The organism is Rhodococcus sp. 06-235-1A (genome assembly GCF_002258785.1).
Taxonomy (GTDB): domain Bacteria; phylum Actinomycetota; class Actinomycetes; order Mycobacteriales; family Mycobacteriaceae; genus Rhodococcoides.
In genome coordinates this window covers 355,353-369,230 of record NZ_NOYI01000003.1, presented here as the reverse complement: position 1 = coordinate 369,230, position 13,878 = coordinate 355,353, and the positions used below count along the sequence as shown (strand labels likewise).

Genomic DNA, 13,878 nt, shown 5'->3' with positions numbered 1-13,878 from the left:
CGTCACAGGATCACCACCATCAGAACGACGAGAACGGCTCCCGCGAACATCGCCAACGCATAGGACCGAACGAATCCGGTTTGGAGCCGCCTGGATCGAGTCGACACTGCACCGATCGAGCCACCCACCCCGTCCACGACGGCGTCGATGCCCGCGGTGTCGGCGTACACCATTGCGCGCGTGAGTGTTTGACCCGGACGCATGAAGGCGGCTTCATTGACGGCATCACCGTACAGATCGGCGCGCGCGGCTTTGGTCAGGCCGGACACATCCTGGGGTGGAGTCAAGGGAACCTCACGACCGATGTACTTGCGGTGGGCGACGCCTGCGCCCACGAGTACCACTGCCAGAACTGCGACAGTGACGACCCAGGCAGGTATCGCGTGCTCCTCGTGCGCCGATCCCACCACCGGTTCCAGCCACGTCTCGAGCCGGCCGCCCACCGCGAGGAAGGCTCCCGATGCCACCGAGCCGACGGCCAACGCAATCATGGGAGCCGTCATCGTCGCCGACGCTTCGTGCGGATGTGCTTGCGCTGCCCACCGTTTCGGGCCGAAGAACGTCATCAGCATCACCCGAGTCATGTAGAAGGCCGTCAGGCCCGCACAGAGCAACGTCACGCAGCCGAGCACCACACCTGCCGCTCCCCCCGCCGCGAACGCCACCTCGATGATCGGATCCTTGGCGAAGAAGCCGGAGAACGGAGGAACTCCGATGATGGCGAGGTAGCCGAGACCGAAAGTGACGAACGTGATCGGCATCGCGGCCCGGAGCCCACCGAACCGTCGCATGTCGGTCTCGTCGTTCATCGCGTGCATCACCGAGCCGGCACCCAGGAACAAGCCTGCCTTGAAGAACCCGTGCGAGAGCAACAGCACGATGGCGAAGGCGTAGCCGGACGGGCCGAGTCCGGCCGCGAGCACCATGTACCCGATCTGACTCATCGTCGACGCCGCGAGCGCCTTCTTGATGTCGTCTTTCGCACAACCGATCACGGCACCGAACAGCAACGTCACCGCGCCCACCGTGACGGTCGCTGCACGGGCGGCAGGCGACGCCTCGAACACCGGTCCGGATCGGACGATGAGATACACCCCGGCGGTGACCATCGTCGCCGCGTGAATGAGTGCGGAGACCGGAGTCGGGCCCTCCATCGCGTCGCCGAGCCACGACTGCAGCGGCACCTGCGCCGACTTTCCGCAGGCCGCCAGCAGCAACATCAGCGCCATCGCGGTGGCCACCGATTCACCCGTATCCCCGATTCCGGCGAACACCACGTCGTACTGCACCGATCCGAAGTTCACGAACATGATCATCAGGGCGATCGCCAGGCCGATATCACCGACGCGGTTGACCACGAACGCTTTTCGAGCTGCCGAGGCGGCCGACGGCTTGTGTTGCCAGAATCCGATGAGCAGGTACGACGCCAGGCCGACACCCTCCCACCCCACATACAGGCCGAGGAAGTTGTCGGACAGCACCAGCAGCAGCATGGCGGCGAGAAACAGATTGAGGTACGCGAAGAAGCGCCGACGCTCCGCGTCGTGGCTCATGTACCCGATCGAGTACACGTGAATGAGCGACCCGACTCCGGTGATCAACAGGACGAAACAGATCGACAGCTGATCAGCGCGCAGTCCGAAGTCGACCTGCAATTCGTCGACGGGAACCCAGCGGAACAGAGTCTCGGTGATCGCTCTGTTCGACTCGTCCCGCCCGAGCATCGAGGCGAACACCAGTGCTGCAACCACGAACGACGACACCGCTGCTGCCGTCGCAACCAGGTGCCCCCACGGGTTGCAGCGCCGGCCACCGAGCAGCAGGACGGCCGCACCGAACGCCGGCAGAGCCGGGAGAAGCCACAGGATCGACATCGTTTCTGCTCCCCCGTCAGTTCTTCATCAGAGAGTTCTCGTCCATCGAGATCGAGCGACGAGAACGGAAGATGGCCATGATGATCGCCAGGCCCACCACCACCTCGGCAGCAGCGACCACCATGGTGAAGAACGCGAACAACTGGCCGTCGAGATTGCCGTGCATCCGGGAGAACGTGACGAACGCGAGATTGACTGCGTTGAGCATCAATTCGATGCACATGAACACGATGATGGCGTTACGCCTGACGATGACTCCCGCCGCGCCGATCGTGAACAGCAGAACCGACAGATAGAGGTAGTTCTCGGGATTCATCGCTCGTCACCCCCGTCCACCTTGTACTGGCTCCGTCGATCGGCGAACAGGGCGTTCACGGACGACTCCGACTCGGTTCCGTCCGGCAGCAGAGCGCGCCGATCGACGCCGTTGTGACGAGCGAACACACCGGGGCTCGGCAGCGGTGTCACCCGGGAGCCGTCACGGAACCGGTCCTGCGACATCTCTCGCTGACCCTTCACCGGTCCGAGCGCCTCCCGGTGCGCCAGAATCATCGCCCCGATGGTCGCCGTGATCAACAACGCTCCGGTCAGCTCGAACGACCACACGTACTCGACGAAGATGAGCTCGGCCAGACCCTCGACATTTCCGGTGGAGTTGGCGACATCGAGCCCGACGAAGTCGAGTCGCCCGGCACGGGCCGAGTCACGCAGCAGTACCCCGATGATCAACAGTCCGAAGCCGATTCCGATGACAACGGCCGCAATGCGATGCCCTCGCAATGTCTCGGTCAAGGATTCCGAGGTGTCGACTCCGACGAGCATCAGGACGAACAGAAACAGCATCATGACCGCGCCGGTGTAGACGACGATCTGCACTACACCGAGAAACAGTGCCCCCTGGGCCATGTAGAAGGTTGCGAGAACCACCATGGTGGCCGCGAGAAAGAGTGCCGAGTAGACGGCCTTGGTGCTCATCACCACTCCCAGCGCACCGATCACCGCGACGACGCCCAGGGTCCAAAACTGCACTGCCTCACCGGTGGACGTCGCATCGAGAGCGAGCTGCACTGTGGCAGTCATCGAACCGGACCGCCCTCGGTTTCGGACGTGATCGCGTCCCCGGTGACGGTGCCGCGGTAGTAGTCCTCGGCCGAACGTCCCGGTGCCATCGCGTGCGGTGGTGCCACCATGTCCGGCTCCAGGGGTGCCAGGAGCGAATCCTTCTCGTAGATCAGATCGGCTCTGTTGTCACCGGCGAGTTCGTACTCGTTGGTCATCGTCAGAGCCCGTGTGGGACATGCCTCCACACACAGACCACACCCGATGCACCGCAGATAGTTGATCTGGTACACCCCGCCGTATCGCTCTCCCGGCGAGAATCGCTCGGTCTCGGTATTGTCGGCTCCTTCGACGTAGATGGCGTCGGCGGGGCACGCCCACGCGCAGAGCTCGCACCCGATGCACTTCTCGAGGCCATCGGCGTACCGATTGAGCTGATGCCGACCGTGATAGCGAACCTCGGTCGGCTTCTTCTCCTCCGGATACAGCTCAGTTTCGGGTTTCTTGAACATCGTGGCGAAGGTGACCCCGAAACCGGCTATGGGACCGAGGAATTCAGGCATCGGCGTTCTCCTTCTGTGACCCGGCCACGCGTGACCGCGCTCCGGCATGCCGGCTCGCAATCGTCGCGCCTTGCTTGGGGATGGGAGGTACGGGAAACCCGCCCGCGGCAGGATCGAACTCTGCGACGCGTGCAGGAGGCGGCACGTTCCTGACACGTGCGCGCCTTCGCAGCATGAGCAGCAGCGAAGCCAGAACGGCGAGAGCGAAGATCGTCGAGACGACGAACGTGACCAGAGGCACGTCGTACCGGTCGACGCCGAGCACGCGCACCGTCGCAATCACCATCACCCAGATCAGGGCAACAGGAATGAGGATCTTCCAGCCGAAGTTCATGAACTGGTCGTATCGCAGTCTCGGCAGTGTCGAACGCAGCCAGATGAAGACGAACAGGAACACCCAGACCTTGAGGACGAACCACAGCACCGGCCACCAACCGGAATTGGCACCGCTCCACAGACTCACCGGAATCGGAGCTCGCCAGCCGCCGAGGAACAGAGTGGTGGCCAGAGCCGAGACGGTGACCATGTTGATGTACTCGGCAAGCATGAACATCGCGAAGCGCAGTGACGAGTACTCGGTGTGGAAGCCGCCCACCAACTCCCCTTCGGCCTCGGGCAGGTCGAAAGGTGCGCGGTTGGTTTCACCGACCATGGCCGTGACGTACACCAGGAACGACGGCAACAACAGGAAGACGTACCAGGTGTTCTGCTGCGCGGCAACGATGCCGGACGTCGACATGGTGCCCGCGTAGAGGAACACCGCGGCGAACGACAGACCCATCGCGACCTCGTAGGAAATCACCTGCGCCGTCGAACGCAGCGCACCCAACAACGGATATGTCGAGCCCGACGCCCAGCCTGCCAACACGATCCCGTACACACCCACCGAGGTGACCGCGAGAATGTACAGAACTCCTACCGGCAGGTCGGTCATCTGCAGCGGCGTCGTGGTACCGAACACCGACACCTCGGGCCCGAACGGAATCACCGCGAAGGCCATGAATGCAGGAACCACCGAAATGATCGGAGCCAGAACGTAAATCGGTTTGTCGACGCCGGTCGGAGTGATTCCCTCCTTCAGCGCCAGCTTGATTCCGTCCATCAGCGACTGCAACAACCCCCATGGGCCCACCCGGTTGGGCCCCACGCGCATCTGCATCCACGCCATGATCTTGCGTTCGGCATAGATCGCAACCAGCGGAGTGAGCACCAGGAACACGAAGACCGCCAGGGCCTTCCCCACGACCAACCACCACGGGTCGGTACCGAACATCGACAGATCGGTGGGCGCGGCGACGATCACGACGCTCCACCTTCGGGTCGTTCCGCAGGCTCCGCTGTTTGCGCCGGCTCCGCCTTGCGGAGTCTCACCACCTCACCCGACGCCGCGCCGAGAGAGCGGTACACCGACGAGTCGGGCGAGTTCATCGGTACCCACACCACGTTGTCGGGTAGATCGGTGATCCGAAGCGGCAACGTGATCGAGCCACGGTCACTGTCGACACTCACCCGGTCACCGGGCTCCGCTCCGATGCTCGACGCCGTCGCCGCAGACAACCGGACCACGGGTGCGCGGCCGGTCTGGGCGAGATTGTCCTCACCGTCCTGCATTCGCCCCGAATCGACGAGCATCCGCCAGGTGGCCAGGATCGCGTGACCGGGCGCGATCGACGGCACCTCCACGCGCGGAGGCACCCGAGCCACGACGGTCCGCGGACCGTTCCAGGTACCGAGGCGTGCCATCTCGGCGCGGGCCGCTGCCGCGTCGGGTAGTGACAGTTCGACACCCATCTGGGCCGCGATGGCGTCGAGAACGCGCTGATCGGGCAGCACCGCGCCGGCACCGAGTGCGGTGTCGAATGTGCGAGGTCTCCCCTCCCAATCGACGAAGGTCCCCGGCTTGTCGACCACCGGGGCCACCGGGAACACCACATCGGCGCACTCGGTGACGGCGCTGCGGCGCAGTTCGAGGCTGACCACGAATGCAGATCGGTCCACCGCGTCGAGCGCGGCGCGAGGATCGGGAAGATCGTCGAGGTCGATTCCCGCAGCGACCAGTGCTCGATCGGGCCCGGCCGCGGACAGGATCGCGGCGGTGTCGCGACCCGCGTCCGCAGAGAGGTCATCCAGTCCCCAGACGGCTGCTACCTCGGCGCGAGCCGCCGAATCGGCCAGCGGCCTTCCGCCGGGCAGCAGATTCGGTAGAGCACCGGCATCGAGGGCCCCGCGTTCTCCTGCGCGCCGCGGAATCCACGCCAGATGTGCGCCTGTGTCGTCGGCCAGTTTCGACGCAGCGGACAACCCACCGGGAACCGAGCCCAGCCGCTCGCCCACGAGAACGATCGACCCCGGCTCTCGGAGGAGCTGGGCGATGGATTCGGTCCCGCGATCACCGACGTGCAACGCATCGAGCCACCCCGGCTCGTCGCCGGGAATCGACTGCATAAGCACGCCGTCGAGTTTCCGTACACCGCGGCTGGCGAAGGGTGCGACCGACGCGACCACAACGCCGCGGGTGCGGTGCGCCTTACGCAACCTCAGGAACACCAGGGGTGATTCTTCCTCGGGCTCGAAGCCGACCAGTAACACCACGGGGGCATTCTCGAGATCGGAGTAGGTGACGCCGAGCCCGGTCGCCGCGATACGACCGGCCAGGAAGTCCGCCTCCTCGGCACTGTGATCACGGTTACGGAAATCGATATCGTTGGTGTGCAGTACTTTTCGGGCGAACTTACCGTACGCGTAGGAATCTTCGAGCGTGGACCGTCCGCCCACGAGTACCGCGGCATGCCCGACCGACGCGGCCAACCCCGTCGCCGCGGCCGCCAATGCAGTCGACCACGACGTTTCGATCAGGGCACCTGTTTCGTCTCGAATCATCGGCGCGGTGATGCGATCCGGCTCGGTCGCGTACTTGAACGCCCAGCGACCCTTGTCGCAGTTCCATTCCTCGTTGACCTGGGGGTCGTCACCCGCCAGCCGGCGCAGGACCTTGCCGCGTCGATGATCCGTGCGTTGAGCGCAGCCTCCTGCGCAGTGTTCGCACACGCTCGGCGACGACGTGAGGTCGTACGGGCGCGCCCGGAACCGATATTCGGTGTTGGTCAGGGCGCCCACCGGGCAGATCTGAACGGTGTTTCCCGAGAAGTAGGAGTCGAACGGCTCGTTGCCGAAGATGCCCACCTGTTGGACGGCACCACGTTCGAGAAGCTCGATCGAGGGATCTCCGGCAACCTGAGCTGCGAAGCGAGTGCATCGGGCGCACAGGACACAGCGTTCGCGGTCGAGCAGAACCTCGGCCGACAGCGGGATCGGCTTGGGGTACGTACGTTTGGTCTCGGTGAACCTGGATTCGGTGCGGCCGGCAGCCATCGCCTGGTTCTGCAACGGACATTCACCACCCTTGTCGCACACCGGGCAATCGAGTGGGTGATTGATCAGCAACAATTCCATGACGCCGCGCTGCGCCTTGTCCGCGGCCTCGGATGTCACCTGAGTGCGCACGATCATGCCCTCGGCCACCGTCGTGGTGCAGGACGCCAACGGCTTACGTTGGCCTTCCACGTCGACGAGGCACTGCCGGCATGCCCCCACCGGATCGAGCAGGGGATGATCGCAGAACCGCGGGATCTGCACGCCCATGAGCTCGGCGGCGCGAATCAACAACGTGCCCTTGGGAACACTGATCTCATGGTCGTCGATGGTCAGGGTGATCATCTCGATCTCGGCAACCGGTTGCCCGATCTGTGCGGAAGTGGACATCGAGGAACGCCCAATGGGTCCGGTCATGACGTCAGCTCCTCTGCCATCAGGGTCGATCGGTGTGGATCGAAGGGGCATCCCTGCTCGGTGACGTGCCGGACGTATTCGTCACGGAAGTACTTCAGCGAGGACACGATCGGGCTGGCGGCACCGTCTCCCAACGCGCAGAACGACTTTCCGGCTATTCCGTCCGCGATGTCGAGCAGGGTGGTCAGGTCGGCTTCGGTGCCGGTTCCACCGTCGAGGCGGCGCAGGATCTGCACCAGCCAGTACGTGCCTTCTCGACACGGTGTGCATTTGCCACAGGATTCGTGTGCGTAGAACTCCGTCCAGCGCAACACCGCTCGCACCACGCAGGTCGTGTCGTCGAAGATCTGCAGTGCCTTGGTACCCAACATCGACCCGGCGGCACCGACGCCCTCGTAGTCGAGTGGCACGTCCAGGTGATCTCCGGTGAACATCGGCGTCGAGGATCCTCCCGGGGTCCAGAACTTCAGCTCGTGACCGGGCCTGATGCCACCCGCGTAGCCGAGCAGTTCGCGCAGGGTGATCCCCAGTGGGGCCTCGTACTGGCCGGGCCGAACCACGTGGCCCGATATGGAGTACAGGGTGAATCCGGGCGACTTCTCGCTGCCCATCGACCGGAACCACTCGATTCCCCTGCGCAGGATCACCGGAACGCTCGCTATGGATTCCACGTTGTTGACCACCGTCGGGTGCGCGTACAGACCTGCGACCGCGGGGAACGGTGGACGCAGGCGAGGTTGTCCGCGCCGACCCTCCAACGAGTCGAGTAGGGCTGTCTCCTCGCCGCAGATGTACGCACCGGCACCGGCATGTATCACCAATTCGAGGTCGAATCCCGTTCCGAGAACGTCCCTGCCCAGGTATCCCGCCGCGTATGCCTCGGTGACCGCCGCCTGCAGTCGGCGTAGCACCGGCACCACTTCACCACGGACATACACGAAGGCGTGCGACGCGCGAATTGCGTACGCAGCGATCACGATTCCTTCGATCAGCGTGTGCGGGCTCGCCAGCATGAGCGGCATGTCCTTGCAGGTGCCGGGCTCGGACTCGTCCGCATTCACCACCAGATAGTGGTCTTTCCCGTCGCCCTGCGGAATGAAGCTCCACTTCGTTCCCGTCGGGAAACCGGCACCGCCGCGGCCGCGCAACCCGGATTCCTTGACGAAGGCAATGAGGTCGTCGGGGTCCATCGCGAGGGCCTTCTCGAGCCCCACGTACCCGTCGTGACTGCGGTACGTGTCCAGGGTCCACGAGCCGTTCTCGTCCCAGAACTCGCTCAACACCGGCGTGAGGGCCATGTCAATCCCCCTTCGTCCGTGGATCGGTTTCGGTGGTGTTCGGTTGTGGCGGCACGGTCGCCGAGGGTGCGGGAGCCGGTTTGTCACGCACCGTCTCGGCCACGGCCTCGGCTCCGAGATCGAGGTGACCGGCCTCCGAGCCGGCGACGTCCTGGGAAGCCGACATCGAGTGCTCTCGGGCGTATCGCAGGCCCACGAGACTGGCGTCGCCTGCGCTGCCCGAGGATTCGAGTGCCCCGGGCCGTTCGTCGGCGAACCCGGCGAGAATCCGCTCGGTTTCGCGGAACGTGCACAGCGGCGCGCCACGGGTCGGGGTCACCTGGGTGCCCGATCGAAGTGCATCGACCAGTTCCCGCGCCGACTCCGGAGTTCTGTTGTCGAAGAATTCCCAGTTCACCATCATCACCGGCGCGTAGTCGCACGCGGCGTTGCATTCGATGTGTTCGAGGGTGATGGCCCCGTCGGCCGTGGTTCCGCCGTGATCGATGTCCAGGTGGTCCCGTAGTGCATCCATGATGGCGTCGCCGCCCATCACGGCACACAGGGTGTTGGTGCAGACTCCGACGCGGTACGTGCCCGTGGGCTCGCGGCGGTACATGGAGTAAAAGGTCGCGACCGCGGTCACCTCCGCTCCGGTGAGATCGAGTACGTCCGAACAGAATTCGATTCCGGCCGGCGTCAGATATCCGTCCTCGGATTGCACCAGGTGCAGCAGCGGCAGCAACGCCGACCGAGCCTCGGGATAGCGCGCGAGGACGATGTCTGCGTCCGCGCGCAGGCGGGCACGTACTTCGACGGGATAGGACGCCCGTACGTCGGGGCCCACCAGTTGTACTGCTTCTTCGGGGCGGGCTCCGAGCTGGACGAGCACCGGCTCCGAGCGCGGCACGGTCATCGGTCCACCCCTCCCATCACCGGGTCGATGCTGGCGACCGCCGCGATGACGTCGGAGATCATTCCGCCCTCGCACATTGCGGCCACCGCCTGCAGGTTGGTGAAGGAGGGGTCTCGGAAGTGCACTCGGTACGGCCGAGTTCCGCCGTCGCTGACGATGTGGACACCCAGTTCGCCTCGCGGCGACTCGACCGTGGACAGCACTTGGCCTGCCGGGACCCGCATTCCCTCGGTCACGAGTTTGAAGTGGTGGATCAACGATTCCATCGAGGTGTCCATGATGGTCCGCACATGGTCCTGAGAATTGCCGAGACCGTCGGGTCCGGAGACCAGCTCGGCCGGCCAGGCGATCTTCTTGTCGTCGACGACGACCGGTCCCGGCCGCAGCCGATCGAGCGTCTGCTCGACGATCTTGAGTGATTCCTTCATTTCTTCGACGCGAATCAGATAGCGCCCGTAGCAGTCACATCCGGTGTCGGTGACAACATCGAACTCGTAGTTCTCGTAGCCGCAGTAGGGATCGGACCGGCGTAGATCGTAGGGAAGCCCGGTCGATCGAAGCACCGGACCGGTGACACCGAGAGCCATGCATCCGGTGAGGTCCAGGTAGCCGACATTCTCGGTCCGGGCCTTCCAGATCGGGTTGTCGTTGAGCATGAGCTCGAGATCGCGAAGTCGTCCGGGCAGAACCCGAAGCAGCTCGCGTACCTTCTCGATCGCATCACCGGGAAGGTCCTGGGACAGCCCTCCGGGGCGGATGTAGGCATGGTTCATTCGGAGTCCGGTGATGGCCTCGAAGACGTCGAGAATCAGTTCACGCTCGCGGAAGCCGAACAGCATTGCCGTCACGGCACCCAATTCCATTCCGCCCGTGGCCAAAGCGACCAGGTGCGACGAAATTCGATTGAGCTCCATCAGCATCACCCGGATGACCGTCGCGCGTTCGGGAATGTCGTCGGTGATGTCGAGCAACTTCTCGACGCCGAGGCAGTATGCGGTCTCGTTGAAGAAGGGCGAGAGATAGTCCATTCGGGTGACGAACGTGACGCCCTGAGTCCAGTTGCGGTATTCGAGGTTCTTCTCGATACCGGTGTGCAAGTACCCGATTCCGCACCGGGCCTCGGTGACGGTCTCGCCTTCGATCTCGAGAATCAACCGCAACACACCGTGGGTGGACGGGTGTTGTGGGCCCATGTTGACGACGATGCGTTCCGTGGTGGACCCGCGCGCCAATTCGACCACGTCGTCCCAGTCCTGGCCCGACACCGCATAGATGGTTTCGTCCGTTGCGCTCATCAGTTGTACGACCTGCGCTCGTTGGGTGGCGCAACCCGAGCGCCCTTGTACTCGATGGGAATTCCGCCCAACGGGTAATCCTTGCGTTGCGGGTGACCGACCCAATCGTCGGGCATCTCGATGCGCGTCAATGCCGGATGACCGTCGAAGACGATGCCGAAGAAGTCGAAGACCTCACGCTCGTGCCAGTCGTTGGTGGGATACACCGCGCAGAGCGACGGCGTATGCGGACCCGAATCGGGCACAGCCACTTCGAGTCGAAGGCGGTGCCCGTGAGTGATGGACACCAGATGGTAGATCGCGCGCAATTCTCGGCCGACCTGATCCGGGTAGTGCACACCCGATGCGCCCGTGCACAATTCGAATCTCAGGTCACCGTCGTCGCGAAGCGCCCGGGCCACGGCGGGCACATGCTCCCGAGACAGATGCAGCGTCAGCTCACCGCGAAAGACCACCACCCGTTCGACCGCGTCCTGATAGCGCACCGGCGTGTCGCCGGAATCGAGAACCATCGCCAACCGATCGACCACAGCGTCGAAGTAGCCGCCGTAGGGCCGAACAGCTTCGTCCGCCGACGCTGTCGGCGGCTGCAGTCGGCCGTAGCCGGAGGTGTCGCCGCTGCCGCGGACACCGAACATCCCGCGGGGCCCCTCGGCCGTCATCGCAGCAGCCCCTTCAGGTCGATCGTCGGGGTGGACGACAGCGCCGCGGCCTCGGCAGCGGCGCGCACCTGATCGCGATTGACACCCAGAGGCATTTCCTGAATCTTTTTGTGCAACTCCAGGATTGCGTTGAGCAACATTTCCGGTCGGGGTGGGCAACCGGGGAGGTAGATGTCGACGGGAACGATGTGGTCGACTCCCTGAACCACCGCGTAGTTGTTGAACATTCCGCCCGAGGACGCGCAGACCCCCATGGCCAGGACCCATTTCGGTTCGGCCATCTGGTCGTACACCTGCCGCAGCACTGGCCCCATCTTCTGGCTGACGCGACCCGCCACGATCATCAGATCCGCCTGCCGAGGCGACGCACGAAACGCCTCCATGCCGAAGCGGGCGAGATCGAACCGACCGGAGGTGGTGGCCATCATCTCGATCGCGCAGCACGCGAGACCGAAGGTCGCGGGCCACAGCGAACCCTTACGGGCGTATCCGGCCAGCCCCTCGACGGTGGTCAGCAGGAATCCACTGGGTAGCTTCTCTTCGAGTCCCATCGATCACGCTCTTTCGCTTTCGCTGAATGAGTACAGTGCGTCGTTTTCGGTCGATCAGTCCCAGCCGAGCCCGCCTCGCCGCCATTCGTAGACGTAGGCCACCGACACGTTGACGACGAACAGCGCCATGGCGACCAACCCGAAAGCTCCGAGAACGTCGAGGTGGACCGCCCACGGATAGAGGAAGACGATTTCGATGTCGAAGATGATGAACAGCATCGCGGTCAGGTAGAACTTCACCGGAAATCGTTGACCCGTAGGCGCGTGCATCGTGGGTTCGATACCGCACTCGTATGCGTCGAATTTCGCACGGTTGTATCGGGCGGGCCCCACCATGGTGCCGACCATCACCGAGAAGACCGCGAACACGACCGCAATGGCACCGAGAACGAGAATCGGAACGTAGGCGTTCATCCCGGCATCTGCTCCCTCGATCGACTACCGCGCCGGCGTCGCGTAGTAAATGCGACGGCCGTACCAATGTGACCTGAACCACACAGTATGGGTTCGGTGTCGATCTCGCGGGATTTCGACGAGTCCAGTTTCGAAATCCGTTGACGCGCATGGGGCACCCGATCTCGCCCACACGGCGTCACTGTGACTCAGATCACTCATCGGCCCCATGCGATCCGGTCCGAGGACAACGACAAACCTCCGACGAACCCGGTCGGCCAACGAGGCCGCCCACATGGAACAGGAGAAATGATGAAGTCGATTTCCGTCTCGGCGCTCGCTGCCGAGGGACTGGGAACTGCCCTGCTCGTGATCTTCGGCGTCGGCACCGCCGTCATCGCGGGCGACACAGTCGGGACCCCGGGCATCGCCCTGGCATTCGGGCTCACCCTGCTCGCCCTCGTCTACGCGATCGGCCCGATCTCGGGATGCCACATCAACCCGGCCGTGACGATCGGAGCCCTGATAGCTCGCGCCATCAACCCGATGAAGGCGGCGTTCTACATCGCCGCCCAGGCCGTCGGCGCGGTGATCGGCGCGCTGATCGTACTGGCCGTCGCGTCCGGCCGTCCCGGATACGACATGGCGTCGGACGGTCTGGGCACCGATGGTTTCGGCAGCTCCTCGCCCGGAGAATACGGGCTGGCGTCGGTGGCGGTGTTCGAGACGATCGCGACCGGCTTGCTCGTTCTCGTCGTACTGGCCACTACGGCCCCCACCGTTCACCCCGTCGTGGCGGCCGGCATCCCGATCGGCCTGATCTTGACCGTGGTTCACCTGCTGGGCATCGGAATCGACTCGACCTCGGTCAACCCTGCTCGGTCCTTCGGCCCAGCCCTCCTCACCGGCGGACCTGCCCTGTCGCAACTATGGGTGTTCGTGGTGTTCCCCGTGCTCGGAGCTGTCATCGCCGGCTCGATCCACCGGTTCGTGCTGACGGTGCCCGCATCGGAAAAGACGGTCTGACCTACCGCGATCGAGAGACCCGGGCACCGACGCGTACCGAGTGCTGCCTCAGCAGATCGACCACTGCGCGCCCGAGCCGGATCGGATCCAAGGGGTGGGGAACGGCGGCCTCGGCGCGCGACCAGTCCGCCAGCCACCGGTCGTCGGGACGTCCGATGAGTACCAGCACCGGCGGGCACGGGTCGATCTCGTCCTTGAGCTGCTTCGCCAAGCCCAGGCCTCCGACGGGCGAGGACTCACCGTCGAGGATGGCCAAGTCGACTCCGCCCGCATCCAAGTGCTCGATGACGACGGCCGCCGTAGCGACGTCCACGTAGTCGATCTCGCCGAGCGCCGGATCCGGTCGAGTTCCCACCGCAGACTTCACCTGAGCGCGAGTCTCGGAATTGCTGCTGTAGACGATCACCCGCACGCGCGCTGGTCGATTCTCTCCCGCTGTGGCGTCGGACACACCGGCGATGCTACAGCGGGGC

At 64.4% G+C, this 13,878-nt stretch carries 14 protein-coding genes; 1 reads left to right on the top strand and 13 read right to left on the bottom strand.

Annotation, left to right across the window (positions count from 1 at the left end):
• Nucleotides 1-2: 2 nt before the first annotated feature.
• From nuoL to CH275_RS03565, 12 genes are read right to left on the bottom strand one after another with little or no spacing between them, the layout of a single operon-like run.
• Nucleotides 3-1,874 carry an NADH-quinone oxidoreductase subunit L gene (gene nuoL, locus CH275_RS03620; RefSeq protein ID WP_094675153.1) on the bottom strand — a complete coding sequence of 624 codons (1,872 nt, stop codon included), beginning with the start codon at nt 1,872-1,874 and terminating at the stop codon, nt 3-5.
• Between the two features lie 16 nt (nt 1,875-1,890).
• A complete protein-coding gene (nuoK, locus tag CH275_RS03615; protein WP_008717020.1) occupies nt 1,891-2,190 on the bottom strand; it encodes an NADH-quinone oxidoreductase subunit NuoK in 300 nt (99 codons plus the stop codon).
• The gene (locus CH275_RS03610) at nt 2,187-2,954 is read right to left on the bottom strand and encodes an NADH-quinone oxidoreductase subunit J (protein WP_094675151.1); all 768 of its coding nucleotides are present in this window, start codon (nt 2,952-2,954) and stop codon (nt 2,187-2,189) included. The genes nuoK and CH275_RS03610 overlap by 4 nt, the downstream gene beginning before the upstream one ends.
• Nucleotides 2,951-3,496, bottom strand: a complete 546-nt coding sequence (nuoI, locus tag CH275_RS03605) for an NADH-quinone oxidoreductase subunit NuoI (protein WP_094675149.1) — start codon at nt 3,494-3,496, stop codon at nt 2,951-2,953. Before nuoI ends, CH275_RS03610 begins: the two co-directional genes overlap by 4 nt.
• Nucleotides 3,489-4,769 carry an NADH-quinone oxidoreductase subunit NuoH gene (gene nuoH / locus CH275_RS03600; RefSeq protein WP_094675419.1) on the bottom strand — a complete coding sequence of 427 codons (1,281 nt, stop codon included), beginning with the start codon at nt 4,767-4,769 and terminating at the stop codon, nt 3,489-3,491. The genes nuoI and nuoH overlap by 8 nt, the downstream gene beginning before the upstream one ends.
• Nucleotides 4,770-4,795: 26 nt before the next feature.
• The gene (locus tag CH275_RS03595; RefSeq protein WP_094675417.1) at nt 4,796-7,258 is read right to left on the bottom strand and encodes an NADH-quinone oxidoreductase subunit G; all 2,463 of its coding nucleotides are present in this window, start codon (nt 7,256-7,258) and stop codon (nt 4,796-4,798) included.
• A gap of 23 nt (nt 7,259-7,281) precedes the next feature.
• Complete coding sequence (nuoF, locus tag CH275_RS03590; RefSeq protein ID WP_094675147.1) at nt 7,282-8,583, bottom strand: NADH-quinone oxidoreductase subunit NuoF; 1,302 nt, start codon at nt 8,581-8,583, stop codon at nt 7,282-7,284.
• 1 nt (nt 8,584) lies between these two features.
• Nucleotides 8,585-9,478: an NADH-quinone oxidoreductase subunit NuoE gene (gene nuoE / locus CH275_RS03585; protein WP_094675145.1), complete on the bottom strand. Its 894-nt coding sequence runs from the start codon at nt 9,476-9,478 to the stop codon at nt 8,585-8,587.
• Entirely contained in the window at nt 9,475-10,773 is a 1,299-nt protein-coding gene (nuoD, locus tag CH275_RS03580) for an NADH dehydrogenase (quinone) subunit D (protein ID WP_094675143.1), read from the bottom strand. The genes nuoE and nuoD overlap by 4 nt, the downstream gene beginning before the upstream one ends.
• On the bottom strand, nt 10,773-11,435 hold the full coding sequence (locus CH275_RS03575) for an NADH-quinone oxidoreductase subunit C (protein ID WP_094675141.1): 663 nt from the start codon (nt 11,433-11,435) through the stop codon (nt 10,773-10,775). Before CH275_RS03575 ends, nuoD begins: the two co-directional genes overlap by 1 nt.
• A complete protein-coding gene (locus tag CH275_RS03570; protein WP_094675139.1) occupies nt 11,432-11,986 on the bottom strand; it encodes a NuoB/complex I 20 kDa subunit family protein in 555 nt (184 codons plus the stop codon). The genes CH275_RS03575 and CH275_RS03570 overlap by 4 nt, the downstream gene beginning before the upstream one ends.
• A 54-nt stretch (nt 11,987-12,040) precedes the next feature.
• Nucleotides 12,041-12,400, bottom strand: coding sequence for an NADH-quinone oxidoreductase subunit A (locus CH275_RS03565; protein ID WP_032397854.1), 360 nt, complete (start codon nt 12,398-12,400; stop codon nt 12,041-12,043).
• 291 nt (nt 12,401-12,691) lie between these two features.
• On the opposite strand from CH275_RS03565, the gene CH275_RS03560 reads away from it, so the two are divergent.
• A complete protein-coding gene (locus CH275_RS03560) occupies nt 12,692-13,405 on the top strand; it encodes an aquaporin (protein WP_094675415.1) in 714 nt (237 codons plus the stop codon).
• Nucleotide 13,406: 1 nt separating this feature from the next.
• On the opposite strand, the gene CH275_RS03555 is transcribed toward CH275_RS03560, so the two are convergent.
• Nucleotides 13,407-13,856, bottom strand: coding sequence for a hypothetical protein (locus CH275_RS03555; RefSeq protein WP_094675137.1), 450 nt, complete (start codon nt 13,854-13,856; stop codon nt 13,407-13,409).
• Nucleotides 13,857-13,878: the final 22 nt, after the last annotated feature.